Annotated in this window: 19 protein-coding genes; 8 read left to right on the top strand and 11 right to left on the bottom strand. The window is 55.8% G+C overall.

Features of this window, described 5'->3' with window-relative positions; all coding sequences use genetic code 11:
- Positions 1 to 29: 29 nt before the first annotated feature.
- Together RAH42_RS10370 and RAH42_RS10365 are read right to left on the bottom strand one after the other, a co-directional pair.
- The gene (locus RAH42_RS10370) at positions 30 to 1,595 is read right to left on the bottom strand and encodes an ABC transporter substrate-binding protein/permease (protein WP_317539430.1); all 1,566 of its coding nucleotides are present in this window, start codon (positions 1,593 to 1,595) and stop codon (positions 30 to 32) included.
- Entirely contained in the window at positions 1,595 to 2,395 is an 801-nt protein-coding gene (locus RAH42_RS10365) for an amino acid ABC transporter ATP-binding protein (protein WP_120372240.1), read from the bottom strand. The genes RAH42_RS10370 and RAH42_RS10365 overlap by 1 nt, the downstream gene beginning before the upstream one ends.
- A gap of 452 nt (positions 2,396 to 2,847) precedes the next feature.
- Here RAH42_RS10365 and sufC point away from each other — a divergent pair, with 452 nt between their 5' ends.
- Genes sufC through sufU form a run of 5 tightly spaced genes read left to right on the top strand, consistent with a single transcriptional unit; the run spans position 2,848 to position 7,783 of the window.
- Positions 2,848 to 3,624, top strand: coding sequence for a Fe-S cluster assembly ATPase SufC (sufC, locus tag RAH42_RS10360; RefSeq protein ID WP_317539429.1), 777 nt, complete (start codon positions 2,848 to 2,850; stop codon positions 3,622 to 3,624).
- A gap of 5 nt (positions 3,625 to 3,629) precedes the next feature.
- Entirely contained in the window at positions 3,630 to 5,039 is a 1,410-nt protein-coding gene (gene sufB, locus RAH42_RS10355; protein ID WP_317539428.1) for a Fe-S cluster assembly protein SufB, read from the top strand.
- 15 nt (positions 5,040 to 5,054) lie between these two features.
- Positions 5,055 to 6,113 carry a SufD family Fe-S cluster assembly protein gene (locus RAH42_RS10350; protein ID WP_317539427.1) on the top strand — a complete coding sequence of 353 codons (1,059 nt, stop codon included), beginning with the start codon at positions 5,055 to 5,057 and terminating at the stop codon, positions 6,111 to 6,113.
- The gene (locus RAH42_RS10345) at positions 6,106 to 7,347 is read left to right on the top strand and encodes a SufS family cysteine desulfurase (RefSeq protein WP_078016262.1); all 1,242 of its coding nucleotides are present in this window, start codon (positions 6,106 to 6,108) and stop codon (positions 7,345 to 7,347) included. Before RAH42_RS10350 ends, RAH42_RS10345 begins: the two co-directional genes overlap by 8 nt.
- On the top strand, positions 7,337 to 7,783 hold the full coding sequence (sufU, locus tag RAH42_RS10340) for a Fe-S cluster assembly sulfur transfer protein SufU (RefSeq protein WP_078016261.1): 447 nt from the start codon (positions 7,337 to 7,339) through the stop codon (positions 7,781 to 7,783). The genes RAH42_RS10345 and sufU overlap by 11 nt, the downstream gene beginning before the upstream one ends.
- Positions 7,784 to 8,297: 514 nt before the next feature.
- On the opposite strand, the gene RAH42_RS10335 is transcribed toward sufU, so the two are convergent.
- From RAH42_RS10335 to panB, 6 genes are all read right to left on the bottom strand, one after another.
- The gene (locus tag RAH42_RS10335) at positions 8,298 to 9,986 is read right to left on the bottom strand and encodes an amidohydrolase (protein WP_078016259.1); all 1,689 of its coding nucleotides are present in this window, start codon (positions 9,984 to 9,986) and stop codon (positions 8,298 to 8,300) included.
- Between the two features lie 155 nt (positions 9,987 to 10,141).
- Positions 10,142 to 11,578, bottom strand: coding sequence for a sodium:glutamate symporter (locus RAH42_RS10330; protein WP_240496135.1), 1,437 nt, complete (start codon positions 11,576 to 11,578; stop codon positions 10,142 to 10,144).
- 117 nt (positions 11,579 to 11,695) lie between these two features.
- Positions 11,696 to 12,982 carry a TRAP transporter large permease gene (locus RAH42_RS10325; protein WP_078016305.1) on the bottom strand — a complete coding sequence of 429 codons (1,287 nt, stop codon included), beginning with the start codon at positions 12,980 to 12,982 and terminating at the stop codon, positions 11,696 to 11,698.
- On the bottom strand, positions 12,975 to 13,454 hold the full coding sequence (locus RAH42_RS10320; protein ID WP_078016257.1) for a TRAP transporter small permease: 480 nt from the start codon (positions 13,452 to 13,454) through the stop codon (positions 12,975 to 12,977). The genes RAH42_RS10325 and RAH42_RS10320 overlap by 8 nt, the downstream gene beginning before the upstream one ends.
- Positions 13,455 to 13,650: 196 nt before the next feature.
- Positions 13,651 to 14,619, bottom strand: coding sequence for a TRAP transporter substrate-binding protein (locus tag RAH42_RS10315; RefSeq protein ID WP_078016256.1), 969 nt, complete (start codon positions 14,617 to 14,619; stop codon positions 13,651 to 13,653).
- Between the two features lie 73 nt (positions 14,620 to 14,692).
- Positions 14,693 to 15,529, bottom strand: coding sequence for a 3-methyl-2-oxobutanoate hydroxymethyltransferase (panB, locus tag RAH42_RS10310; RefSeq protein ID WP_078016255.1), 837 nt, complete (start codon positions 15,527 to 15,529; stop codon positions 14,693 to 14,695).
- A gap of 271 nt (positions 15,530 to 15,800) precedes the next feature.
- On the opposite strand from panB, the gene RAH42_RS10305 reads away from it, so the two are divergent.
- Positions 15,801 to 16,988 (top strand): IS110 family transposase, encoded by a 1,188-nt coding sequence (locus tag RAH42_RS10305; protein WP_317539426.1) that lies wholly within the window; start codon positions 15,801 to 15,803, stop codon positions 16,986 to 16,988.
- Positions 16,989 to 17,235: 247 nt separating this feature from the next.
- Here RAH42_RS10305 and RAH42_RS10300 read toward each other — a convergent pair whose 3' ends face one another.
- Positions 17,236 to 18,144, bottom strand: a complete 909-nt coding sequence (locus tag RAH42_RS10300; RefSeq protein WP_078016688.1) for a 2-dehydropantoate 2-reductase — start codon at positions 18,142 to 18,144, stop codon at positions 17,236 to 17,238.
- Between the two features lie 295 nt (positions 18,145 to 18,439).
- Here RAH42_RS10300 and RAH42_RS10295 point away from each other — a divergent pair, with 295 nt between their 5' ends.
- Both RAH42_RS10295 and RAH42_RS10290 read left to right on the top strand, forming a co-directional pair.
- Positions 18,440 to 19,267, top strand: a complete 828-nt coding sequence (locus tag RAH42_RS10295) for an IclR family transcriptional regulator (protein ID WP_078016687.1) — start codon at positions 18,440 to 18,442, stop codon at positions 19,265 to 19,267.
- Positions 19,268 to 19,507: 240 nt separating this feature from the next.
- Complete coding sequence (locus RAH42_RS10290; protein ID WP_078016686.1) at positions 19,508 to 20,920, top strand: aminopeptidase; 1,413 nt, start codon at positions 19,508 to 19,510, stop codon at positions 20,918 to 20,920.
- Between the two features lie 151 nt (positions 20,921 to 21,071).
- Here RAH42_RS10290 and RAH42_RS10285 read toward each other — a convergent pair whose 3' ends face one another.
- The gene (locus RAH42_RS10285) at positions 21,072 to 22,739 is read right to left on the bottom strand and encodes a C69 family dipeptidase (RefSeq protein ID WP_078016685.1); all 1,668 of its coding nucleotides are present in this window, start codon (positions 22,737 to 22,739) and stop codon (positions 21,072 to 21,074) included.
- A gap of 34 nt (positions 22,740 to 22,773) precedes the next feature.
- Complete coding sequence (locus RAH42_RS10280) at positions 22,774 to 23,943, bottom strand: succinylglutamate desuccinylase (RefSeq protein WP_078016684.1); 1,170 nt, start codon at positions 23,941 to 23,943, stop codon at positions 22,774 to 22,776.
- Between the last annotated feature and the right edge of the window lie 4 nt (positions 23,944 to 23,947).

Below are 23,947 nucleotides of genomic sequence, written 5' to 3'. Positions count from 1 at the left end.
TTCTGGAAGATGGCGGTACGTGAATAAGATTAATTGTGATAGCTCGCGGGGCGCAGCGTCGCGTCGCGGCCATGCTTTCCAGAGCGGTTGCCGCGGATGGCCACGGCGAGGCGGCGTTCGGTGTAGCGGGCCAGACGCACAAAGGGCAGCCCCAACAGGAAGTAGATCACGGCGACCATGATGCCGATGCCGAAATAATCGTAATAAGTGTTCGCCAATTGACCATAAGCCTTGGTCAGGTCGATCAGCGTGATCATGGAGACCAGCGACGAATCTTTGAGCAGCGAGATGAAATCGTTGGTCACCGGCGGCAGCGAGACGCGCACGGCCTGGGGGATGACCACGTAGCGCAGCGCCTGGCGTTTGTCCATGCCCAAGGCGAGGGCCCCTTCCATTTGAGCGCGCGGCACTGCCATCAATCCGGCGCGGTAGTTTTCGGCCTCATAAGCGGCGTAGTTCATGCCCAGGCCGATCACGCCGGCCATGAACGGCGACAGTTTGATGCCGATGTTGGGCAGACCGTAGAAGATGAAAAACAGCTGGATCAGCACCGGCGTGCCGCGCACTACCTCGATGTAGGCCGTCGCCAGACGGGAGAGGAGTTTGGGCGCGAAAAGGCGCGTGATCGCCAGCAGCAGCCCCAGCACGATGGCCAGGCTCATCGCGCAGACCGAAACTTCCAGCGTGACGACGGCGGCCTTGCCGAACGTGGGCAGAAAACCCACGTAGCGTTCGAAGCGCTGTTTCAGCGTCATGCCCTGCCGCTGATACTCCGCCCAGACATTGAATTTGTCGGGGCCGAAGCGGGCCGGCGAATCGTCGTTGAAGAATTTTGCCATGACGGGCGTCCACATGTTCCAGCGGTCGTAAATGCCGCGCAGCGTGCCGTCGTCGCGGATGGAAACCAGCGCTGCGTTCAGTTTGGCCAGCAGCTCGGTCTCGCCCTTGCGCACGGGAATGCCGTAACTGATCTCGCCGATCGGCTCGCCGACGAACTCCAGATCCGTGTTGAAACCGGCGTAGAAGATGGCGATCGGCGAATCCATCAGCACCGCGTCGAGACGGTCATGGGCCATGTCCTGATAGGCGTTGATCTCGTTGTCGTAGGTGCGGATCTCATCCACGCCGGCATCGGCCAGCGTGAAGAAAGCGTAGGATTGTTTCAGCGTGCCGACGCGTTTGCCTACGCAGTCCTCCAGCGAATTGATGCGGACGGGATTGCCCCTCTGAACGACCAGCTGCAGGAACGTTTTGTAATAAGGAAGCGAAAAATCGACTTCTTCTTTGTGCTCCGGCGTGATCTCCAGGCCGCTCAGGGCGATGTCGTACAGCCCGAGGTTGAGGCCGGGGATCAGATTGTCCCAGCCGTTGTGGACGAACTGAGGCGTCATCCCCATGCGTTCGGCCAGAGCGTTGACGATGTCGATCTCGAAGCCGATCATGATCTTGTCGTCGCGGGGATCCATGAACATGTACGGCACGTTGCCCTCGGAATCGCCGCCCCACCTCAGAATCGGCTGATCCGCCGTCAGGGCCGGAGAGACGATGGCCAGCAGCGCCAGCAGGGCGCAGAGAAGAGTACGCAGCCGTTTCATCAGTAGCTCACTCCGTTGAGATGGCGCAGAAAGTTCTGCGTGCGGGGATCCTTGGGCTGGGTGAAGAGGACGTCGCCGTCTTCTTTCTCGACGATTTCGCCGTCGTACATGAAGACGATGTAGTCCGAGGCGTCGCGGGCGAAGTTCATCTGATGGGTGACCACGACCTGGGTCATGCCGTCGCGGTCCAGATCCTTCATGACTTGAAGGACTTCTCCGACCAGCTCCGGATCGAGCGCCGAAGTCGGCTCGTCGTACAGCATCACCTTGGGCTGCATGGCCAGCGCGCGGGCGATCGCGGCGCGCTGGGTCTGCCCGCCCGACATGGTGACGGGATACTTGTCGACAAAATCGGACAGGCCGACTTTGTCGAGCAGTTCAAGGCCCTGTTTTTTGGCGTCCTCTTCTTTGACATGCTTGACCACCATCGGGGCCAGCATGATGTTTTCAAGAACGGTTTTGTGCGGGAAGAGATTGAAACTCTGAAAAACCATTCCGACTTCCTGACGCATCTTGTGGCAGGCGTCGAGGAACTTCTTGTCGAAATCCCGGTCTTTCTCTTCGTCCTCAGTGGAACGGCTGACCGTTACGCCGGCTATGGAAATCGTGCCGGAATCGATGTATTCGAGGCAGTTCAAACACCTGAGAAAGGTGGATTTGCCACAGCCCGAGGGGCCGATGATGGAAACAAGGTCCCCTTCTTCAATGTCGATGGAGACTCCCTTTAAAATGGTCGCTCCGTCTTCGTAACTCTTGCGCAGGTTTTTCACCTGGATCAACGGTACAGCCGCGTTGGTCAAAAGTCTCATCCTCCTGTTACAGGTCGGACATGAAGCCGTCGTCCTCCCTATAGCCTGCGCCGGTTTGCTCCCACAGGGTCCGGCATTTTTTTGTGTAAAAGTTTTCGCCCCTTCGTATTCCAACTGCGCGGCGCTGGGATGGCCGGCAGTGGAGTCTCTCGTCACGAGGACGAGGTCATAATAATTATAGGGTGATTTCCCCCTTTGACAAGGCCTGAATTTTTTCAAGCGGACGATTGATCAGGCAAAGTTCGTCGAAAGTTTCGCTTCATTTTGTCGAAAACGCGCAAAGGGCTCTTTCATATCGCTCGCTTCACCTCGGACGACTTTGCGGAAACAGGCGACGAAGAATTTTCCGCGGCGGGAATCCCATTCCGTAAAAATCATTGCCGATCTTTTTTATAGGAATTTATTCTTGTCGGAGAAAAACATATTGATATAATAGGTTTATCATGACAATCCGAGATCAATGGGGGAGTTCCATGTTGAAAGAACTGTTGAAAGTCGATCGCCTGACCGTGCGCGTGGAGGACCGGGAGATCCTTCGCGGCGTCGGCCTGACGGTGAACGCCGGCGAGACACACGTCCTCATGGGGCCGAACGGGGCCGGCAAGTCGACCTTGGGGTACGCGCTGATGGGCGATCCGCGCTATGCGGTCGGCGCGGGGAAAATTTTTTTCGCCGGCCGGGACGTGACCGAAACATCCGCGGCGCAGCGCGCCAAAGCGGGGATGTTTTTGTCGTTTCAGGCGCCGCTGGAAGTGCCCGGGCTGGCGCTGAGCGGTTTTCTCCGCACGGCGCTGGAGCAGCGCACGGGCGAGCGCGTCAAATTTGGAGCTTTCCGCAAGGATCTGGCGAAGGCGATGGAAGTCCTGCACATGGATCCGTCTTACGCCGACCGCGATCTGAACGTCGGTTTTTCCGGCGGCGAGAAGAAGAAAGCGGAGATCCTTCAGCTGCTCATGCTCAAGCCGTCCTTCGCCATCCTCGACGAGACGGATTCGGGGCTCGACGTCGACGCGGTGCACGTTGTTTCCGCCGGCATCCGCGAATATCAGAAGGACGAAAACGCGGCGCTGATGATCATCACGCACAACGCGCGCATCCTCGAGTCGCTGCGCGTCGACGCCGCGCACGTGCTCGCTCGGGGGCGGCTCGTCGCTTCCGGCGGCGCGGAGCTGGTCGACGAGATCGGCGCGCGCGGTTTCGAACGCTTTCTCGGCAGGTGAGCTCCATGAAAGAAAAGACGTACGTCGAAGACCTGGACCGCAGCCGCTACGACTTCCGTTTCGACGGCAAGGACGCCTACAAAGTCGAAGAGGGGCTGACGACGGAGATCGTCGCCCGGATCTCCGCGGAAAAAAACGATCCGCCGTGGATGCGCGAGTTTCGCCTGAACGCGCTGAAAGTTTACGGCGAGCTGCCGCTCCCCGACTGGGGGCCGCCGCTCGACGGGCTGAACATGGAAAACATCGTCACCTACGTGCGCCCCGATACGGAGCGCATGCACGCGAGTTGGGACGACGTGCCGGCGGACATCAAAACTACGTTCGAGCGCCTCGGCATCCCGCAGGCGGAGCGGCAGTCGCTGGCCGGCGTCGGCGCGCAGTACGATTCCGAGCTGGTCTATCACAACGTCAAGGCCGAAGTGGCGGCGCAGGGCGTGGTCTATACCGATCTGGAGAGCGCGCTGCGCGGCCCGTACGCGGAGATGATCCGGGAGCATTTCATGAAGCTGGTGCCGCCGCGCGACCACAAGTTCGCGGCGCTGCACGGCGCGGTCTGGTCGGGCGGCTCCTTCGTCTACGTGCCGCCGCGCGTGAAGGTGGAGATTCCGCTGCAGTCGTATTTCCGCCTCAACGCGCCCGGCGCGGGACAGTTCGAGCACACGCTGATCATCCTCGACGAAGGAGCCGACCTGCACTTCATCGAAGGCTGCTCGGCGCCCAAGTACAACGTGGCCAACCTGCACGCCGGCTGCGTAGAGCTGTTCGTGGGCAAAAACGCGCGGCTGCGCTATTCCACGATCGAGAACTGGTCGAAGAACATGTACAACCTCAACACCAAGCGCGCCGTCGTCGAGGAGGGCGGAATCATGGAATGGGTGTCGGGATCGTTCGGCTCGCACGTCTCGTATCTCTATCCGATGACGATCCTGAACGGAGACGGCGCGCGCATGGAGTTCACCGGCATCACCTTCGCCGGGCGCGGGCAGAATCTCGACACGGGCATGAAGGTCGTGCACGCCGCGCCCTCGACGTCGTCGTACGTCGCCACACGCTCGATCTCCAAGGACGGCGGCGTCGGCACCTTCCGCAGCGCCGTGGTCGTGAACGCCGCAGCGAAGCGCGCCAAGTCGTCGGTCTCGTGCCAGTCGCTGATGCTCGACGCGATCAGCCGCAGCGACACGATCCCCGCTGTGGACGTCCGCACGCCGGATGCCGACGTCGGTCACGAAGCCAAGATCGGCCGCATCAGCGACGAAGCGGTGTTCTACCTGATGTCGCGCGGCATCCCCGAGGACGAGGCGCGCGCCATGATCGTCAGCGGTTTCGCCGACAACGTCTCCAAGGAGCTGCCGCTGGAATACGCGGTGGAAATGAACAATCTGATCCGCCTGGAAATGAAGGGCAGCATCGGCTAGAGGAGGAAAACTTTCATGGATTCGATGGAGATGAAGGTCAATCGCCTGCCCGCGCCGACGTGGAACTGGCTGCGCATGAACGGGACGGAAACGGCTGCGCGGGTCGGCGGCGAGGGAGCTTTTGCCGCCGAAGTCCCCGCGGGCGTCGCGGATGAAACGCTGCCCGCGCCGTCGCTGCGCTGCGCGTCCGGCATGGGGCCGGACGTGGAGCGGTTGGTGGAGGAGGCGGCGCTGCCGGTCCGCAGATACGCGGCCGCTGGAAAAGTGGACGAAGCGCTGCGTTTCAGCTTTGATTATGCGGACGGCGCGGCAGCGTTCAACGCCGTGGAGCTGGAGACGGGCGAAGGCGGCGAGCTGACGGCGGTCATGGATTTCCGTTCGGCCCCCGGCGCGGCGGGGTTCGCCGGCGCGCAGACGAAGATGGCGCTGGGGCGGAACTCGCTGCTGCGTCTGGTGCAGATCCAACGGCTTGGCGGCGGGCTGACGTTTTTCAACGACGTGGGCGCGCGGTGCGCCGACGGCGCGCGGGTGGAGCTGATCCAGCTGGCGCTGGGCGGCGGGAACGTCTTCATGGGCGCGCAGTGTGCCCTCGAAGGGCGACGCAGCGCGCTGAAGGCCGACGTCGGCTATCTGTTGCGCGGAACCGAACGGCTCGACATGAACTACACGGCGCTGCACGAAGGACGCCGCACGCAAAGCGAGATCAACGCTTCCGGCGTGCTGCGGGAGAAGGCTTTCAAACTGTTCCGCGGTACGATCGACTTTCGCCGCGGCGCCGCGCAGGCGTCGGGCGACGAAAAAGAGGACGTGCTGCTGCTGGACGACGGCGTCGTCAACCGGACGATCCCGCTGATCCTCTGCGGCGAAGACGACGTGACGGGCAATCACGGCGCCACGATCGGACGCCTCGACGACCGGCTGCTGTTTTATCTTGAGTCGCGCGGGCTGCCCCGCGACGACGCGTACGAGATGATGGCCCGCGCGCGCGTCGCCGCCGTGGCCGCGAAAATTCCCGACGAAACGACGCGGCGCGGCGTGGAACGCTGGTTGAACGGAGGAACGAACGATGAATGAAACGGAACTGAAACGGGAAGACGAGCGCCTGCGCGGCGACTTTCCGATTTTCGCCGATAAAGATCTGGTCTATCTCGACAGCTCGGCGACGACGCAGAAGCCAAAGCGCGTGCTGGACGCGGTGCGGGATTATTACGAGAAAAACAACGCCAACCCGCTGCGCGGCCTGTACCGGCTGAGCGTGGCGGCGACGGAGGCCTACGAAAACGCGCGCGCGGCCGTTCAGAAGTTCGTCAACGCCGCCGCGCCCGAGGAGATCGTTTTCACTCGCAACGCCACGGAGAGCTTGAACCTCGTCGCCTACAGCTGGGGCATGAACTTTTTGCGCCCCGGCGACGAGATCCTCGTCAGCGTCATGGAGCACCACAGCAATCTGCTGCCCTGGCAGAACGCCGCCCGCGCGGCCGGCGCGGCGTTGAAGTTTGTCGACTGCGCGCCGGACGGCTCCCTGACGGCGGAAACGTTCGCCGTGGCGCTGACGCCGCGCACGCGGCTGGCGGCGGTGACGCACGTTTCCAACGTGCTGGGCGTGGAAAACGATCTCAAAACTTTTGCCGAATTGTGCCGCCGCAACGGCACGATCCTCGTCGCCGACGGCGCGCAGAGCGTGCCGCACCTGCCCGTGGACGTGCGGGAGCTCGGCGTCGATTTTCTCGCCTTTTCCGGGCACAAGATGCTGGCGCCGATGGGCGTCGGCGTGCTGTACGGACGGCGCAAGCTGCTCGACAAAATGCCGCCCTTCCTCTACGGCGGCGAGATGATCGAGTCCGTCCGGCGCGACGGCGCCACCTACGCGCCCGTGCCGCACAAGTTCGAGGCCGGCACCGTCAACGCCGGCGGCGCCGCGGGATTGGCGGCGGCGATCGAATACATCCAGTCCGTCGGCTTCGAAACGATCCAGCGCCGCGAAAACGCCCTCTGCGCGCTGGCGCTGGCGGAAATGAAAAAGATCCCGCACGTGCATGTGCTCGGCAGCGGCGATCCACTCGACCACCACGGCATCCTTTCCTTCACGGTCGACGGGGTGCATCCGCACGACATCGCGGCGATCTGCGACGAAGCCGGCATCTGCGTGCGGGCCGGCCATCACTGCGCCCAGCCGCTGCTCGAACATCTCGGCTGCCGCTCGACGGCGCGCGCCAGCATCGCCTTTTACAACACGGAGGAAGACATCCGCCGTTTTATCGCCTGCCTGGCGGGCATCCGAAAGAAGATGGGCCGCGATGGAGAATAGGACGTTTTACAACGAAATCCTCACCGAACACAACGTTCGTCCGGCGCACAAACACGCGCTCGAAAACGCCGGCTTCTCGCTGGAAGGCGTCAACCCGTCCTGCGGCGACGACATCACGCTCAGCCTCAAAATCGAAAACGGCGTCATCGTCGACGGCGCGTTCGCGGGCGACGGCTGCGCGATCTCGCAGGCTTCGGCGGACATCATGCTCGACCTCGTCATCGGCCGCACGAAAGAGGAGGCCCTGCGTCTGTCGGATATCTTCCGGCGCATGATCCAGGGCGCGGCCTCCGAGGAAGAGATCGAAGAGCTCGAAGAGGCCGGCGCGCTGCGCGACGTTTCCCACATGCCGGCGCGCGTCAAGTGCGCCGTGCTGGGCTGGCATACCATGGACGAGATCCTGCGGAACCTCGACAACGCCGCGAAGAAACGCTGAAAAAAGCCGCAAAGTTAGCCTGATATGTACCCAGAATCCTGGACACAATGATTACTGATCGAACTCGCGAGACATGGATGCTATCCTGTACTTTACAGGCGGCATCCATTTTGTTTTGATCTGGTTCCGCTCATTGTTATAGTATTTTATATATTTTCTGATTGCACTGGTAAAATCCTTAAATGCCCTATATTCCTGCTCATGTCTATAATACATCTCATTCTTCAGTCTCCCGAAGAACGTCTCCATAATACAGTTATCGTAGCAATTGCCTTTCCTTAACATCGACTGGATAATACCGTGTGCTTTCAATTCATGCTGATACTGCCATCTGTATTCTTGCGGCGCAACCAGCGCCCAAAATTGTACGTTCTGTGGTGTCTATTATGCGGAAAACAGTTCTGAGATGCAAGATGAATTCTGAAACTTAATTATATAATTTCTGACATGCCAAACCCCAAAGTAAATGCAACACGGTATCGAAAAACTCTTTTCCGTTGAGAGGTTGCACTTCTTATCTTGAGAAGAGGATATCACCATCAATCATTGTTATATCAACTTTCAGTTTGTCAATGTCCATAGGAGCAATGCTCAATATGTCATCAGAAAGCACTATCAAGTCAGCCAGCTTGCCAACCTCTACGCTGCCCTTGATGTTTTCCTCAAAAGTAGAATATGCGCCGTTAAGCGTTGCGACTCGAATCGCCTCAAGAGGGGTTATAGCCTGAGTACGATCGCACTGAACGCCCTTTACTCTGTCATACCTGTTGACACAACCGTCAATGCACTTAAGTCCCACTGGTCCGGAGGGCGCGTCACTGTGAAGCGAGCATTTTACTCCTTTGTCAATCATGCTTCTCAGTGCCCCAAGATATCTGTTTCGTTCACCGTAAAAGCGCGTGAAATTGGCTCCGAGCATGGCGACGAGACCGGCATTGACAGACGGGCAGATGTTCATGACCGCCATTCTGTCAATCAGATCCTGATCGACTATCGTGCAGTGCTCAATCCGATGGCGCAAACGCCGCACTCTGTCAGGATCTTCAGCAAAGACCCTTTCAAAGCCCTCTATCATGAATTCAATAGCAAGGTCACCAATGGCGTGCGCTGTAGCCTGGCATTCGGCGTCATTTATCTTCTTAATGTAGTCTGAAACTTCCTGGCGCTCCCAGCCTCTTTCGCGAACCATTGAGGGGGCATGTGAATAGGGCTCACGAGTCGCGCAGGATGGACCACCTGAACCGCCATCGATCATGAATTTGCACGGTCCTACTCTGAAATGTTCATCGCCAAGGCCCGTGAGGAATCCTAGGTCAAGCCAGCTCTGATTCTCAGCAAGAGAGAATGGTTTGCCAAAGATGCTGTGAAGCGCCATGTTGACACGCACTTTGAACGCACCTTCACGGCAGAGTTTCTGCATAACGTGATAAGATGTGCGCCCGCATTCTCCCATATCTCCAACCGAAGTGACTCCAGCCTCAAGCAATTGCCGTTGCGACACCAGCGCCGCTTCTTTCTGCTGGTCTTCCGTGTAACCGACGTGAGACCAGAGTAAAAAGTGAGTGTGACCTCTCACCATGCCAGTGAGGGCTCCATTTACCACTTCTACCTCATCGGGGGGAAATTTCGCGGCGTCCTTTGGCGATGTCACGCCAAGGCACGCCAGCGCCAGGGTGTTATACATGCAAATGTGCCCGCCTCCGTGCATGCATTGGACTGGATTTAAAGGAGCAACCTCGTCAAGCTCTTCTAAAGTCGGATGCCGCTTCTCGCACAGAAGCAGTGGTTCATAACCCATCATGGATATCCACTCGCCTGGCTTCTTATGCTGGACTGCACAGCGAAGCAAATCCAGAAGTTCGACAATGGAACCGCAACGCTTGAGCGTTGTGTCAATAATAGCCGAGTTGGGATCGCAGCCGAGCATTCCGTTCAGTATCGGGTGAAAATGAGTATCGTTGATGCCAGGCATCAGCGTTCGTCCCTTGAGGTCAATGACCCGCGTTTCAGGGGCGATGAGGCCGTCTATCTCACTGTCGCTTCCGATAAAGGCGATTTTGTTTCCCTTGACGCCGACGGCCTCAACAATCTCGTCGGCTTCGTTCACAGTGATCACTTTGCCATTTATAAAAGCTGTATCCAGATATGAATAGCCTCCAATCATGCTTTCCGATATTCTTCCTTTGTGGTCGCGCGTCTTCATATTCTCACTCCCTCAGCTATTTCATAATAAATTCAAGGACCGGCCCCACAGTGTCCCGCAGACACAAACATGCCAAACCATTAGCCTGCCTGCGATTCTCACCTCAGGACCGATCCCGCAGAGAACAGTCACAGCATTTCAGTTGTCAATAAATGTCATGCCACCGTTTTGCCGTCTTTCATGATGAGTTTGCCATCCTGGTACTTCTCGCCTTTTGCCATGTCAAAGGTCTTCTTGCCCCAAACGCCGACGACGCGCATAAAGACAAGATAGCTGACGAGAACAGCCACAAGGCAGAAGATCATAGAGCTCCTGCTCATGGAACGGGCTGAGTAGGCCAGAATAGCAGGCATGACAAAGTATGACGCGGGAACGTTCACGATGTTTGCTGGCCCCAGTTCCGCCGCGGTTGTTGTCTCCGCTTCGGGGTCGACGATACGGACAAGAGAGAGTCCCGTAGCGTTCGTGCCCGTCGCGGTTCCCCACTCACCGAGAATGCGCTCAAAGTCGTTACTTCCGCCAAAGCGCGCGCCGAAGTAAAGAATGGCGTACCACGTGACAAGAGAGGCGACTACGCAGATGATCAGAATAGGCACCATCCACTTGCCCACGATCTGCATGTCAATGGCCATGAAAGCTGAAGCCACCATCAGGTCTGTGCAGAGAGCGCCAATGCGGATCTGAGTACCTCTGTCGAGATACTTTAACAGCCCGAACCTGCCGACGAACCAGCGGAGGGCATAGGCGCAGAGCATGCCGTTAAAGAACAGCAACTGAGAGAAGAGTCTTCCAAAATAGCCGGGGAAGAACCCCCACAGCTTGCCGACATAGATACCCATAATCCAAGCCACGCCAACAAGAGCGACGTGGAATGTCAGGACATCAAGGTTGCCGCCAAAAGTTGTGAGCTTGCCGTAATTTTCTTGTTTTTCAGGCTCATAAAATCCCAGGGCTACGTCGTCGCCAAGGCGGACGCTTGAACTTGCGATTCCCATTTTGATGCCCCTCTTTGCGTAGGGTACGCCGAAGATAAACGCGACCAGAAAGCCCATAGACGCAAAGGTAATGCCCACCTGAACAGCGTGGCTCCACCCCGCAGCCTCCATCTGAATTCCGTATGTGACTGCCTGTCCAGGCCCCTGAGCGAAACCGAAAGAGATGAGGAGCCCATATGTAGGATCCATCCCCCAGTATTGTCCAATCAGGCACAGAAGGCCGAAACCGATCAGAGCCTGGAACGAATAGGCTAGAGCCCAGAACGAGCCCATTCCAAGGATACCTGAAAACATGCTGCCAGCAATTTTTTCACGGAACCCCGAAAGACGGTGTGGCATTGTTTTATGTGCCGCCTGATCTTTTTTCGCCGCGAGAGTAATACCCATGTTAATAAAAAGGAACGTATAGAGTTGCCCTGAAATGTAGCTGTAATCAGCCGATGAGGAACCGCCAAGTCCAGTCGTATTCATAAATGCGAACCCGACAACACCTGCAATGACACATGCAGGTACCAGAGATTTCCCTAAAAAGAAGATCTTTGCCCGCAATAGCACTGCGAGAATAAACATTACCCCTATCCACGCTAAAGCTGTCATTTTCATTCCTCCTCCTTATGATTATTTTGCACCACAGGATCAACAATTGTAATGCACAACAACCTCACAGCCATCTGTCAGCTGTGGCATGACAGATATGCCCGCACCGCATTGTCGTCACATCAGGGCTCGGGGCAACCATGTGCTGAGCCAGGGCAGATAAGTGACGAGAAGCACATCCACCACGAGCGCCAGAATGAAAGGCAAAACGCTCTTTGCGATTTTCTCAAGTTTAATGCCAGAGACACCACAAGCCACAAAAAGGCAGATTCCAAAAGGCGGAGTAACCTGTCCAATAGCCAGGTTGACACAAATTATCAGACCAAAGTGAATAGGATCAATGCCAAGCTGGACAGAAATCGGGAAAAGTATGGGAACCAGGATGATTAACGCCGCCACGGTGTCAAGGAACGTGCCGACAACAAGCAGAAGCACGTTGATCAGCAACAGGATTATCACCGGATTTGAGGATACGGAAAGCATCCATTTGGCGATCACGTCGGGGATTCTGTTGTTCGTCAAAATCCAGCCGAACAGCGATGCAGCAGCGATCAAAAACAGGATACCCGCCGTGCTGACCGCGGATTCGATCAGCACATCTACAATAACCTTGAATTTAAGCTGACGATAGACAAAAGTTCCAATGACAAAGGCATAAACGACAGCCACGACAGCCGCCTCTGTCGGCGTGAACATGCCGCTGTAAATGCCGCCTATGACGATGATAGGCATGAAGATCGCGAGAATCGCGTCTTTAAAAGCAACCCAGCAATCATGCCAGCTGGCCGTATATTCATCTTTATACCCACGCTTACGCGAAATCACATAGACTATGACAATCAGAGACAGCCCCATCAGCAGACCGGGAATCATTCCGCCGAGAAACATGGCTCCCACTGACGCGCCTGTAAGCACAGCGTAAGTAACAAAGGGAATGCTGGGGGGAATGATGATTCCGATGGTCCCCGCTGAGGCGTTGACCGCGGAAGCAAAACCTACGTCGTAGCTGTGCTTGACCATGGCGGGAATCATGATGCCTCCAATAGCGGCTGTGGTTGCGGCGGAGGAACCGGAAATCGCCGCAAAAAACATGCAGGCTACGATGGATACCATACCCAACCCTCCGTGACAAGCTCCAAGAAAGGCACTTGCGAGGGAGATCAGTCTTTGAGATATTCCCCCCTGTTCCATCAAGCTACCAGACAGGATAAAGAATGGTACAGCCATGAATGGAAATGAGTCCGTCGCGGTAAAAAGCCTCTGAGGTACCACTTGTAGGGGAACGCGAGTGCATAGCATCAAAGTGAGCACCGAAGCTATTCCGATGGAAAAACCGATAGGAACCTTCAGGAAAAACAGAACCAGCAACGATCCAAAAAGTATCAATGCGATATCGTTACTCATGTCCATCTACCGCCCTTTTAAAGCTCTGAATGAGACTATCAAGAGAGTGAAGCATCATCAACGCCGCACCAATGGCAATTGAAGCGTAAATATAGCCCATTTTCACGCCCATAGCGGGGGATGTCTGGCGAAGTGTGATCATCGTTATCTTGATGCCATATCGAATCAAGATGTAGAAGAATGCCATATTCAGCATCGTTACGAATACGGCAGTCCAGCGCTGTATTGACTTGGGGAAAAAACTCATAAAAGCTTCGATCTCTATTAAGGCACCGCGTTTGACACCGACACTCAAACCAAGAAACGTCAGATAGACCATCATGTAACGCGACAGTTCCTCGGACCATGGCAGAGAGCCATGCATTATTCTGAAAACGACCTGTGCAAAGGTCACCACCGTCATAGCTGCCAATAACACGCAGATAATTTTCTCCACAAGGTAATTCAGAGCGTTGCTGACATTATGCATCATGCGCACTCCTTCCTAAAAGAGGCTGCGTCTTTGCAACGCAGCCTCTCACCTACACTAAACTTCGCTATCATGCCTTTAGATAGAAATACTTGATTTGTAAAATTGAAACGCAATCAAGCATCTATAGAAGCATAGTATTATCTGTTACGAAATAATGAATTCAATTTCAGAAACTTAATGCTTTTAAACGCATCTTTTACTTCGTATTTATAATGCTGTCAATGAGTTCTTTTGTAAATTTCTTTTCATATTTCTCGTAGACAGGTACGCATGCTGCCTTAAATTCATCCTGATTGGGATAGGTCACTGTCATGCCTGCTTCCTGGAGCAAGCCAATCTGTTCGTCATCCATCTGTTTGATCAAACCGCGCTGATAGGGTGCCACCTCTTTGGCTGTGTCAACGAGAATTCTGCGGGTATTCTCGTCAAAGCGTTCGAGTGTGATTGCGCTGATCAGAAGGAGTGATGGCGAATAAACATGGTTCGTCACGGCAAGATATTTCTGATTGGCTTCTACAAGCTTCTGTACGTAAATTATGGGCACAGGGTTTTCCTGTCCGTCAATAACTCCCTGCTGAAGAGCTGTGAAGACCTCACTCCAGGCCATAGGAGTCGGGTCAACGCCAAGGGCGCGGAAAGCATCCATATGGACCTGGTTCTCCATGGTACGAAGCTTTAAACCTTTGATGTCGGCTACCGAGTTAATCGGGCGCTTGGAGTTCGTAACCTGTCGGAAACCGTTTTCCCAGTAGGCAGCTCCCACGATGCCAACGTCGGCTAGTTTCTTTAAAAGCTCCTCGCCGATTGCTCCATCGAGCACCTTATAAACGTGTTCTCGGTCGCGGAATAGGAAAGGAAGATCAAACATCAGGAATTTAGGTTCAAAGCCACCCATGGGGCCTGTAGAGGAAACGCACAGATCCAGCGTCCCCATTTGAAGCCCTTCGATGTTATCGCGTTCATTTCCGAGCTGCGCAGAGTGGAAAATATCAATGGACACTTCGCCATTTGTGCGCTCTTTGACCAGTTCAGCATATTTTACAAGTCCAAGATGGTAAGGGTGAGAAGGTGCCACAGAATGTGAGGCTTTAAGGACTTCTGCGGCAAACGCGCTTGTGCTTAACATAGTGCAAAGGACTGTCGCGAGTGCAAGCAATTTTTTCATGTTTTTACCTCCTTGATGATATGTTTTTTGTATATTCGCGCGCATAAAACCGTTTTACTGAAAGACGCCAAAGTTATTCCGATGCTGGAGGAATATCAACCTGCTTGTTGAAGCAGAATTCATGCGAAGGGAACGTGCCATCGAGGGTCTCTTTATGAAATTCGTTAAGGCCTTCAACCATAGCCTGGCGAATCTGGGCAAACTGTTTGACGAATTTGGGCTTAAACTCGCCGTACATGCCGAGAAGGTCCTGTGTAACCAGAACCTGGCAGTCTACGTCGGGGCCAGCGCCTATTCCGAGGATGGGTATTTTCACTTCTTTGGACATAGCCCTGGCAACACAGTTGGGGACACACTCAAGAACGATGGAGAACGCCCCGTTTTTTTCAAGAATTTTGGCGTCTTCAATAATCTTGCGGGCGCTCTCAGGCGTACCACCCTGCACCTTAAATCCGCCAAAGGAAGTAGCGGTCTGAGGGGTCATGCCAATATGGCCCATTACGGGGATGCCGGCCTTGACGATTGCGGCGACTTTATCAGCCATCTCGACGCCGCCTTCAAGCTTAATGCAATCGCATCCCGTCTCCTTGATCAGGCGTGTCGCATTCATGATAGCCTGCTCGCAGCTCACGTTATAGGAACCAAAGGGCATGTCCCCCACGATAAAGGTATTCGGAGCTCCCTTGACGACGGGGCGGATATGATGAATCATATCATCCATGGTCACAGCGGTGGTACCGCTATAGCCAAGCATAATCATGCCGAGAGAATCTCCGACGAGAATCACTTCTACCTCACTATCGTTTACGATTGAAGCCGTAGTATAATCATAAGCCGTTACGTAGGAAAATTTCCTGCCCTCGTCTTTGTACTTCTGAAAATCCATAATAGTCATTTTCTTTTTCGTCATCACAAACTCCTCCTCCTAGAATAATGTAGTCGCACTTGTTGACAGATTATTGAACGGAACAATCTGCGATAATGTCAGCATGCAGTGTGAGCGTCGCCGTTTGTTTCCTTGGGGACATTTCCTCGTAAAGGAGAGTGGCGCCTCACCTCTTGCGGCAGTTCACGAATGAGCTGGATGTTGAGACCGAAAGTCTTCTCCGTCTGTCCAAGGAGGTTGTGAGCCGCAGGAAGCGTGAGAATTCACCTGCAAATACGTTGTGGTGAGGTGACTCATGTACTATCTTGGTATTGACATCGGGAAGAACAATCACGAAGCAGGGCTTATCAGGGAGGACGGCAGCCACGTCGGCAAGTCGCTGCGTTTCGCCAATGCGCAGGAGGGCTTTCAGCAGCTTCTGCTCTTTCTCGAACAGAGTCTTCCCGAGCGGGAGGCCTTCTGTATCGGCATGGAGGCGACCGGTCATTACTGGCTCGCGCTCTACTCCTTTCTGCGGGAGCAGGGTTTTGCTCTGCATGTGATCAACCCGATCCAATCCGACAGTCTGAGGAACTTCCACATCCGGAAGCAGAAAACGGATGCGGTCGACTGCTTTCTGGTGGCTGAGGTGATCCGTTTCGGCTCGTTCAGCGCAACTCATCTGGCTGATGAAGATATCATGGCGCTGCGCAATCTGGCCCGTTTCAGAGAGTCGCTCAAGGACTCCTGCGCCGACTACAAGCGACAGGTCGTCACCGTTCTGGATCAGGTGTTTCCGGAGTATGCCGCCTTGTTCTCCAACGTCTTTGGCGAGAGTTCAAAGGCATTTCTCAAGACGTACGGCACTCCGGAACAGGTGGTCGACGTGAACACGAAATCGCTGGCCGCTTTGCTCAGAAAAACCAGCCGGGGCCGGCACGGTACTGACAAAGCCCGTGAGCTCAAGTCTCTGGCGGCGCGTTCGGTCGGCCTGACTCTGTGTTCGGATGCCTTTGCCTTTCAAATCAGGATTCTCATCGAACAGATCGAATTCACGGAGAAGCAGATCGATGAGATCGACAAGAAGATCGCCCGGCAGCTGAGGAAGTTTAGCTCTGTCATCCTCACTGTCCCCGGCGTGGGGCCGGCGACGGGCGCCGTGATCCTCGGTGAGATCGGCGATATCAGTCGTTTCTCCAATCCCAAGAAACTCGTCGCCTTTGCCGGGATCGATCCGACTTCGTTTCAATCGGGGAACTATGTCGGCCAGCACAACCGCTTGTCCAAGAAAGGATCCCCCTACCTGAGACGAGCTGTCTGGATGTCGGCGCTGATAGCAGTCAGATGCGATCCTGTCTTCAAAGCGTTCTACGAAAAGAAGCGCGGCGAGGGGAAAGCGCATGGGACTGCATTGGGGGCTGTGTCGAGAAAACTGCTTTATACGATTTACGCTGTTCTGAAAGCCAACAAACCTTACGAGGTACGCCGCCAGGGCATAGAATGATCCTGTTCCCGCGGGGTTCCCTGCCCGTGTCGCTTCCGTGTGAGCTCGTTCGCGTGCTTGTTTTGTCTGAGTTCTGTCCAATATGCCGTTTTCAGGGGCGCTTTGGCTTTTTCACGCGGGCAACCGGCTAGAAATACTTCGGGCATGAGCTCGAATTTCCTGCTTGACTTTTAATAGCTGGTCTCCTTTAAGTTAACGATATTTGTTGTAAACGCTTCCACCTGAGACAGAGCCATAGTGTAACGCTCTATTGCAATTCCAAAGCTTGAATCAATTTCACGATCGTACTGTTCACGGGCACGTCCACATGCTGTGTTTCAGCTTCTTTTATAACGGCGCCGTTGATTTTACCGATCTCGGTTTTCCGATTCTTCAACACATCCTGCAACATGGACGACTGGTTCGCTCCCGTCGCGCGCGCAATGTCTACCACGTTCGCAAACACCTGAGATGGATCAAAATTGGCCCCACCGGCGTTTGCCGTTTTTACAGCCTCGTATACCAATTCCTTCGACAGCGCGTTGGCGTAATGATTTTCAGCAATACAGATATTAGGCATCTTCAGCAAAGCGGTTATCGCGTTGATCCCCACATTGACAAACAGCTTGCTCCATACAAGTCTCATGACATCGCTGGAAACATCAGTTTTCAAATCGCAGGCAGTCAACACGTCCGCCACATTTGCAGCCGCTGCGCACTCTCCGATAATTGGCCCGATATGGTTTAAGCCAACCCCAGCGTGGTATACGTGTCCAGGCCCCTTCATTGTGCAACCATGTGCCGTGGTGCCGAGGATAACGTTCTTTTTATCGACAAAGCGACAAATATCTGCGTCATTGCCGTAACCATTCTGAAGAGAGAGCACTATCGTATCAGGACCAATTAATGAATGGTTCTTTTCCATTGCCTCGGCGGTCTGGATGGATTTTACGAACACGATCGCGAGATCAATTGCGCCTACAGTGCTTGCGTCTGTTGTCGCCTTCGGGTGAAAGACGCGAAGTGCTCCGTTTTTCTCCTCAATTTTGAGCCCCTGCTCGTTCACTGCGTTTACATGAGCTTCCCAAATATCCACAAGATAAACGTCGTTCTTCTGCGACAGATAACCACCAAAAAGGCTCCCCATCGCCCCTGCGCCGATAATGGCAATCTTCATGGTATCTCCTCCTTTAACTATGAAAGCTATAAAAACAAAGGCCAATTACTATGATTATCAAATTATACTCCATAATTTTTCATGACTTATCGTGCTTATTCATGAATAAAGATCATAAAATCCGAATTAATTTCGTATTGCGAAACGGTATATTGCCTAGTAAAATCATTATACATAACCTTCACCAGATGTCAATCACTTTATTTACCTACCTGCTAATCTTAGCCTAAAGATTCTTCCGATTATGCAGCTTATTGGGTATTTTTTACTACAGAACACATGAAGGAGAGTTATTATGGATAATAAGTCAAACGCCGGGCGAGTCCAGTCAATTGAACGTGCTTTTTCTATTGTGGAAATGCTTAAAGTACATCAAGAATTAGGCATTTCTGAACTAAGTTCTCTTCTTTCTCTTGACCGCAGCACTGTACACCGGCTTTTAGCTACGCTACGCTCTCTTGGCTATGTAAATCAGAATAAAAGTAATCTTAAATACTCGAATAGTCTAAAGTTTTTCGATCTTGGTCACAGCGTTGTGCGTTCACTAGGGCTGAGTCAAATCGCGAAACCTTTCATGGCGCGTCTCGCGAATCAGACAGGCGAAGGTGTGAACATTGCTGTTATGGAGTCCTATGCCATCGCTTATATCGAAAAAATCGAGAGCCAGTCCACCATACGCGTCAATCTTCCTCTAGGTGCCTACATGCCGGCTTACTGTACAGGGCTCGGCAAAATGCTTCTTGCGGCTCTTCCGGAAGAAGAGATTCGGGAAAATTATAGAAATTCGTCGGAGACAGCGGCAAGAAACACAATTCAATGCCATGAAGACCTCCTGCAGCTCCGTCGGTATACTGCTAATACAATCACTGACCTTGAAGCTCTTTGCACTGAATTGGCCCAGACGAGAGAGCGCGGGTACAGTATTGACGATGAAGAATATGTTGAAGGCCTTTACTGCATTGCAGCTCCTATTCGTAATTACAGAGGTGCCACTATCGCTGCCATGAGCGTTGCTCTCGCAAAGATCATGGGTCGCGATATCAAGCAGGAAGCGCAAAATGTTATCCCCAAGCTACTTGCAGCAGCACGAGAGCTTTCTTGTGCTCTTGGGTATCTGCCATGATCATCGGCTAAGCTGCTAACTTGAAGTACTTCTGTAATACTATTTCTTTATAGTATAGCCAAAGAAAAAAAATTGATATGTACCCTCTTTACTGGACAGCCAGTAAGGAAGGTACATATCAGGCTAACTTTATGATCTTTTCATATCCAGAGCGGCATTCCGTCTGCGGTTTCTTCCGTTTTCCGGTATAATCTGAAATTACGGGACGAATTCATCTTAAGTTTTATGGGAGGTATCTCAATGAGTCAGAACGGTTTTACCCGTCTTTATCCGTCGCTCTGGAAGCAGGACAAGCAGAGCGCGATCATGGAGTTCGCCGAAGGTTACAAGGCCTTTCTCGACGTGTGCAAGACCGAACGCGAGACCGCGGCCGAAGTGATCCGTCAGGCGCGCGCCGCCGGCTATGAAGACCTCGACGAGCTGTGCGTGGCGCACCGCGAACTGAACGCCGGCGACAAAGTGTACGCGCTGCGCCAGAACAAGGCCGCCGCGCTCTTCGTGATCGGCCAAAGACCGCTGACCGACGGCATGAACCTGATCTGCGCCCACGCCGACGCGCCGCGCCTCGACCTGCGCGCCAACCCCCTTTACGAGAAGGACGGCTACGCGTTGATGAAAACCCATTATTACGGCGGCATCAAAAAATACCAGTGGGCGGCGCTGCCGCTCAGCCTGCACGGTGTCGTCGTCAAAAAAGGCGGCGAGCGCGTCGACGTCGTCGTCGGCGAGGACGAAAACGATCCCGTCATGTACGTCAGCGATTTGCCCAAGCACCTTTCCGCCGAGCAGATGAAGCGCTCTCTCGAAGAGGGGCTCAAAGGCGAAGAACTGAACCTCGTCGTCGGTTCCGTGCCGCTGGCCGGGGCCGAGGGGGATGCCGTCAAGAAACAGATCCTCGCGCTGCTGGAAGAACGCTACGGCATCGCCGAAAAGGATTTCGTCAGCGCCGAGTTCGAAGCGGTCCCCGCCGGCCGCGCGCGCGATGTCGGCCTCGACGCCTCGATGATCGCGTCCTACGCGCACGACGACCGCGTCTGCGTCTACACCGCCCTGCGGGCCATGCTGAACGTGGCGCGCCCGGCCTACACCGCCGGCGTGATGTTCGTCGACAAGGAAGAAGTCGGCAGCAACGGCAACGCCGGCATGAACTCCCATTACATGGAAAACCTTGCCGCCCGCCTCGTGCGCCTATGCGGCGGCGACGCGCTGGACCTGGATCTGGCGCTGGAGAATTCCAGACTGCTGTCCGCCGACGTCACCGTCGGCTACGACCCGAATTTCGCCGACGCGTTCGAGGTGAACAACACCGCGCGCCTCGGCAGCGGACCGGCCATCGTCAAGTACGCCGGCTCCAAGGGCAAAAGCGGCTGCAACGACGCCAATGCCGAATTCGTCGCCATGGTTCGCGACGTTTTCGACGACGCCGGCGTGGCGTGGCAGATCAGCACCATGGGACGCATCGACCTGGGCGGCGGCGGCACGATCGCGCCCTTCGCCTCTCGCTACGGCATGCACGTGCTCGACTGCGGCGTGGCTCTGCTGAGCATGCACGCCCCCTTCGAACTGGCCAGCAAAGCCGACGTCTACGAAACGGCGCGCGCCTACGAGGCCTTCCTCAACAGCGCCGCCGAGATGAAAAATTATCTGCGCTAAGGGACGCAGGAACGTCGTTTCCTTTTTGATACGCCGCCGATAAAAAGAGGCCGAAGGCTGATGAAATCTGATTCATCAGCCTTCGGCCTCTTCGAATGTTCCACGTGGAACAGTGCTGTCAGGTTAATTCATGCCGTTTTTTTCGGGAGCCTTAGCGCCCGTTCTTGACGTCGTCGGCCATCGTATTGCCGAAATCGACGGCCTTGAGCCACTCGGGATCGTAGCCGGGCTGCTTGATCTTGTTGTCTTCGACGTAGAAGGGCATCTGCCCGTACTTGGAGATCAGCTGCGCGGCGAAGGCCCACCAATCTTTCTCCAGCGCTTTCATGTTCGTGGCGCAGTAGTTGGTCAGGAACGCCTTGGCCGCGGCGGGAGCCTTGGCGTAGAGCTCAAGCGCCAGTTTTTCGACGCCGGGCTGCGCGTCAAAATAACGCTGTTCGATCGCGGCCTTCTTGGCGCGGATCTCGGGGTACATCATGTCCCAGCGGTGCTGCGCCCACTGCTGCACGAAGTTGAACGCCCACCAGGGGTTCTCCGTGTTGAAGTTGACGCGGTCGTTGTCGCCCCAGTTCTGCGGCAGTTCGGTGACGCCGGCGTAGATGGGCGTGTAAACGGTCGTGTCGGGAGCGGCGAGGCCGAACCACAGCACGCCGCCGATCGCCGCGGGCAGGTCGGCGCGGGTCTGGCCGATGAAGCTGTAGGAGCACTGCGGCACGGCGATGGCGCGTTCCCAGGAAGCCCACGCCTTGCGGTCTTCCATGTCGTGCTTGGGCTTCTGCGGGCGGAAGCGGGCGGGCGAACCGAAGGGGCCGGCCGCCAGACCCTTGGTCATGTCGTAGGGCGTGCCTTCGAGGTGGTCGCTGTAGATCTTCTCAAGATCCTGAACGGTCAGCTTGTGATCGGGCTTGACCGAGAACGGATAATCCTGAAGGCCCGAGCCGGGCGTCAGCTTGAGAGAGGGCGCGACGATGTCGAAAGCGCGCCACTCGCGGCGCGAGCTGCCGAAACTGTTCTTGGCCGCTTCGCCGTAGCTGCCGTTGTCGAAAATGTGCGAGAAGTTGAAGGGCTCGCCCTTTTTCCACCAGCCCATTTCCTCGGCCAGCGCGGTGATGTTGGCGGAGTACATGAAGTTGTCCTTGTCGTTGAAGTCGATCACGCCGAGGCGGGAACGGTTGGCGCCGACGAAGAACTCGTCGTCGGGCACGCGGCGGGCCGCCCAGATGGCGCCCGGTTTGCCGCTGTCCTTCGTCCACAGCAGGCCGGCGCCGCAGATCTCGAAGACCCACAATTCCTTGCCGTCGCTGATGACCAGGCCTTCGCCGCCATCGCCGTAGCCGTATTTTTCGGCCAGTTCGCCCATGACTTTGATCACTTCGCGGGCGGTCTTGCCGCGCTGCAGGCCGAGGGCCTCGAGGTTCTCGATGTAGAACAGGCCGCTGGCGCTCTGCACTTCATCGCGGCCGGTCCATGTGTGCTCGCCGATCATGACCTGATGCTCGTTGAGGAACGGATAGCCGATATGGAAATACGTGTAGGTGCGCTCGACCTGAGGGATCTGGCCGGCGACCGTCAGCGAACGGCCGGGACGGCTGTCCATGCAGGAGACGATCTTGACGTCGACCATTTCGCCGGGCTGGTGCTCGCCGCCGGGCACCACGCGCACGCGGGCGTCGTACCAGCTGTCGCAGGTATGGGCGACGAGGATCGAACCGTCGGCGGTGGCCTTCGGGCCGACGCCCATAGGCGTGCAGGCGACCGATGCCGAAGCGGCGGCTATCAGAGCGGCGCCGGCGAAAAGCGTTGCGGAAATACGTTTCATATTTTTTTCCTCCTTCGTGAATTGGCTTTGAGGCCTAATCGTAATACAGACGGTCCTTGGGAGCTTCGGCGGGATTGTGGAACAGGAATCCCAGCCCTTTATCCATGATCTCCCGGTAGCCGGGGACGTCCTCGATCAGGATGGTCTTGTCGGGATGGATCATGTTGTTGACTTCGATCAGCGTCAGCACGGTCTGCACGTGGCGCGCCACGCGCTTTTCCGCCGGCCAGCCGTTCTCGTCGATGGGCGAGTAGAGCAGATGGTGCTCGCCGGCTTTCATGACGAAACGGTCCTTGCCCGACATCGCCAGTTCTTCGTCGGTGATGCCGCGGATACGGTCGAGCATCGGCTCGGCCACTTCGCACAGATAGGACGTGGCCTCGGAGTGGTCGCCGATCTCGCGGTGCGACAGGCCGTGCAGGGCTTTGGGCGAGAATTCCATGCCGATGGGGACGTCGAACATCGTCGAGGTCAGCGTCATCGACGTCATCGCGCCGACGTCCTGCCCCTTTTCATGCACGACCATCGTGTTCTCGACGGGATACTCAAGCTCGGCCTCGTGGAAGTCCATCGTCATGTCGACGCGTTCCTGGCGGATCAGCTGCATGGCGGCGTAATTTGTGCGCTCCGTGAGCAGCCCGTTGGCGCGCCCCGGCCAGGCGCGGTTGGCGTTGCGGATGTCCATGTAGGCCAGATTTTGGCCGCTGGGGTAGTGGATGTACACTTCGGGATCGGGCCACGAGTCGAGAGGATTGCTGGCGCGGTCGCCGAAACGCCAGCGTTTGACGCCCCAGTCCGTCTTGACGTGAGTGAAGCGGGGATAGGCTTCGCCCAGACGCGTGAGCGTCGAGCCGCTGGTGTTCAGGCGATCGATGACGATCACCCGTCCCTGCGTGACTTTCACGTTCTCCGTGAAAACCTGGGCCGACATGTTGGCGACCGGCTCTTCGGGGTGAGTGCCGCCGATGATCAGGATCGTGCCGCCGGGCACGCCGCTGTCGAAAAAGTAGACGTTGGCGTCGTTGACGGTCCCTTTGAGCCCGCCGTCGGGGAAGTATTCGCTCAGTTTTTTGACCTGAGTCAGCGCCGCGCTGGGCACGACCGGTTCCTTGAATTCGCGGTGTTCTTTGAAGAGCATGCCTGCGGTGGCCGCCGCCGCTCCGGCGACGACGAGAGCAAGGCATTTTACGGCTTTCAGATTCATTGCG

The organism is Pyramidobacter sp. YE332, assembly GCF_033060595.1.
Classification (GTDB): Bacteria; Synergistota; Synergistia; order Synergistales; family Dethiosulfovibrionaceae; genus Pyramidobacter.
Note: the sequence above shows the minus strand (reverse complement) of the source record. Positions and strands in the feature narration are given on the sequence as shown.

Coding starts and splice junctions, on each gene's coding strand:
- RAH42_RS10370 (WP_317539430.1), bottom strand. CDS start 1,595: ATGAAACGGCTGCGTACTCTTCTCTGCGCCCTGCTGGCGCTGCTGGCC.
- sufC (WP_317539429.1), top strand. CDS start 2,848: ATGACAATCCGAGATCAATGGGGGAGTTCCATGTTGAAAGAACTGTTG.
- sufB (WP_317539428.1), top strand. CDS start 3,630: ATGAAAGAAAAGACGTACGTCGAAGACCTGGACCGCAGCCGCTACGAC.
- RAH42_RS10350 (WP_317539427.1), top strand. CDS start 5,055: ATGGATTCGATGGAGATGAAGGTCAATCGCCTGCCCGCGCCGACGTGG.
- RAH42_RS10345 (WP_078016262.1), top strand. CDS start 6,106: ATGAATGAAACGGAACTGAAACGGGAAGACGAGCGCCTGCGCGGCGAC.
- sufU (WP_078016261.1), top strand. CDS start 7,337: ATGGAGAATAGGACGTTTTACAACGAAATCCTCACCGAACACAACGTT.
- RAH42_RS10335 (WP_078016259.1), bottom strand. CDS start 9,986: ATGAAGACGCGCGACCACAAAGGAAGAATATCGGAAAGCATGATTGGA.
- RAH42_RS10330 (WP_240496135.1), bottom strand. CDS start 11,578: ATGACAGCTTTAGCGTGGATAGGGGTAATGTTTATTCTCGCAGTGCTA.
- RAH42_RS10325 (WP_078016305.1), bottom strand. CDS start 12,982: ATGAGTAACGATATCGCATTGATACTTTTTGGATCGTTGCTGGTTCTG.
- RAH42_RS10320 (WP_078016257.1), bottom strand. CDS start 13,454: ATGATGCATAATGTCAGCAACGCTCTGAATTACCTTGTGGAGAAAATT.
- RAH42_RS10315 (WP_078016256.1), bottom strand. CDS start 14,619: ATGAAAAAATTGCTTGCACTCGCGACAGTCCTTTGCACTATGTTAAGC.
- panB (WP_078016255.1), bottom strand. CDS start 15,529: ATGACGAAAAAGAAAATGACTATTATGGATTTTCAGAAGTACAAAGAC.
- RAH42_RS10305 (WP_317539426.1), top strand. CDS start 15,801: ATGTACTATCTTGGTATTGACATCGGGAAGAACAATCACGAAGCAGGG.
- RAH42_RS10300 (WP_078016688.1), bottom strand. CDS start 18,144: ATGAAGATTGCCATTATCGGCGCAGGGGCGATGGGGAGCCTTTTTGGT.
- RAH42_RS10295 (WP_078016687.1), top strand. CDS start 18,440: ATGGATAATAAGTCAAACGCCGGGCGAGTCCAGTCAATTGAACGTGCT.
- RAH42_RS10290 (WP_078016686.1), top strand. CDS start 19,508: ATGAGTCAGAACGGTTTTACCCGTCTTTATCCGTCGCTCTGGAAGCAG.
- RAH42_RS10285 (WP_078016685.1), bottom strand. CDS start 22,739: ATGAAACGTATTTCCGCAACGCTTTTCGCCGGCGCCGCTCTGATAGCC.
- RAH42_RS10280 (WP_078016684.1), bottom strand. CDS start 23,943: ATGAATCTGAAAGCCGTAAAATGCCTTGCTCTCGTCGTCGCCGGAGCG.